Genomic DNA, 2,126 nt, shown 5'->3' with positions numbered 1-2,126 from the left:
GGTTCGGTTTGTCTTCAGATCACCGGTTATAATACCAATTTTCATAAGAAATGTTAAATCGTCAATTATTTTGAAGCAACTGGAGTGCTTCCTCAAGATCATCCTTAAAATTAATATTTGTATACATGTTTCCAATCTCAAACAAGGTCACCAGTCTGCCGTCATCTACAGCACACTGAATCAGATCCGGCAATTCTTTCTCCCCTCTGACCGGATGAATTGGTGTTTTTTCAATATACTGGAGAATCTCATTGTTAAAGATACAATGGCCTGTCCCCTGAATATCATTTACAGCAACCCGGGGTTTCTCTATTAGTCTGTAGATCCGGCCATCCTCACCGGTCAAAACTGTGTAAGTGCGGGATATCTTTTCCCGTTTAGGTTGATGGATAACCCCACAAAGCACAAATGGTTTCTGAGTTTGAAATTGTCTGACCATCGCAGGGATCCGAGACTCTATCAGGACTTCATCACCGAGGAAAAGGAAAAAATCATCTTTTCCCAGTTCATCACGGCAGACATCGATCGCATGAACCAGCCCCTTTTGTTCCCACTGGATAACATACCGGATGGGTTTCCCCAGAAAGTCTATCCCATAGCGGTTGATGATCTGCTCCGCGCAGTGACCAACCACGATGATGATCTCTGTAATCTCTGCCTCACATGCGCGCTTAAGATTATATTCAATAACCGGTCGACCATGAAGTTCAAGAAGACATTTATTCGTGCATTGTGTCTTCTCTCCTAGGCGTGAACCTCTTCCCCCAGCGAGAATGAGAGCTTTCATGATGTCATGAAAAGGTGTTTTTCAGATTCTATCCACCGGATGAGATTTTTAATTCCTGCGCGCGGAAGAATTACTGGCTCCCAGCCCAGTTTATGTCTGATTTTACTAATATCAGAGATAAAATACCAGAGATCTCCATGTCGCGCAGGTTCGAGATGTATATCTGATCTTTTTCCGGAAATTTCTGAAATCAATTCCAAGCATTCATGAATTGAGACTGCTGTCTTCTCTCCACCCCCGACGTTATAAATACCAGGTCTAGGGTTTTGAAAGAACGCATCAATTGCCCTGACCGCATCAGTCGCATACAAAATATCCCGGACCTGCTTATCAGTCCCGAATATTTTTATCGGTAGCCCAAGAATGGTCCGAATAGCAAAATTTGCAACCCACCCATGGTCCTCCCCTCCAAACTGCCTGGGCCCATACATGCCTGATAGCCGGTATGTTGCCGCTTTTAGTCCGTATGTATCGGTATAGGCCTGCACATAGAGTTCGCCGGCGCGCTTTGAGGCATGCAGTGGTGAAAGTTGACCGGTCATGATGGGATATGATTCATCAATGGCAGGAGGTGTCCTAACAAACCTGTCCTCCTGTTCCTGAATCTCCTGGTTGATACCATTACCATATACATGAATGCTGGAGCAGGAGACAACCGGTACATCATATCTCCTCGCTGCTTCAAGAACATTAACTGTTCCGTTGACATTTGAGGTGAGGTCAAGGTCAGGATGGTCAATAGCAATAGTCATAGCGGGCTGAGCAGCAGTGTGTGCAATAGAGTCACATCCCTGAGCCGCTGACATGAGGGATTCTTTATCCCGTATGTCCCCTTCAATTATTTGGACTCCTCGTTCTTTAAGAAATGATGCATTGTACATCCGTGACCCTTCTACCTGGTAGCTGGTACGGGACAACTCAAATTTTGTCAGGTTGTCAAAGGCAATTACCTCATCACCCCTGCTTTGATAATATTCACAGATATGTGATCCAAGAAATCCACAGCCACCGGTTACGAATATTTTCAAGAGTAACACCACCCGAAATGTTCTTTGAATTATGGTTATAATATGAGATATATGCTTTTTTGGTTTGATCCTTCCGGATCAGTTGTGTAGAACAGCTTCACATCGTTCATATAACTGCCGGCAGAAATATTCCCATTTTAGATGTTCCTGAACCCATCTTCTGCCATGTTCAGCCTGGAGGAGATAATCTGAGTAATGCTCCATTATATGGAGCACCGTCTCACCGTAGGAGCGGGTCACCATTCCAATCCCCTTTTCGCTGATGATGGATGATGATGTGATGTCAGGTGAGACTATGATAGGGGTTCCTG

Annotated in this window: 3 protein-coding genes; all 3 read right to left on the bottom strand. The window is 44.5% G+C overall.

From position 1 onward, the window contains the following. Positions 1–61: 61 nt before the first annotated feature. Positions 62–787, bottom strand: coding sequence for a nucleotidyltransferase family protein (locus PLA23_RS12860; RefSeq protein ID WP_324475446.1), 726 nt, complete (start codon positions 785–787; stop codon positions 62–64). Further along, on the bottom strand, positions 784–1,815 hold the full coding sequence (locus tag PLA23_RS12855; protein ID WP_324475445.1) for an NAD-dependent epimerase/dehydratase family protein: 1,032 nt from the start codon (positions 1,813–1,815) through the stop codon (positions 784–786). Before PLA23_RS12855 ends, PLA23_RS12860 begins: the two co-directional genes overlap by 4 nt. A 78-nt stretch (positions 1,816–1,893) precedes the next feature. Further along, positions 1,894–2,126, bottom strand: a 233-nt coding sequence (locus PLA23_RS12850; protein ID WP_324475444.1) for a hypothetical protein, incomplete at its 5' end; no start/stop codon positions are given.

This window comes from Methanospirillum sp. (genome assembly GCF_035406105.1).
Classification (GTDB): Archaea; Halobacteriota; Methanomicrobia; order Methanomicrobiales; family Methanospirillaceae; genus Methanospirillum.
This window is presented reverse-complemented; position numbering and strand designations above follow the sequence as displayed.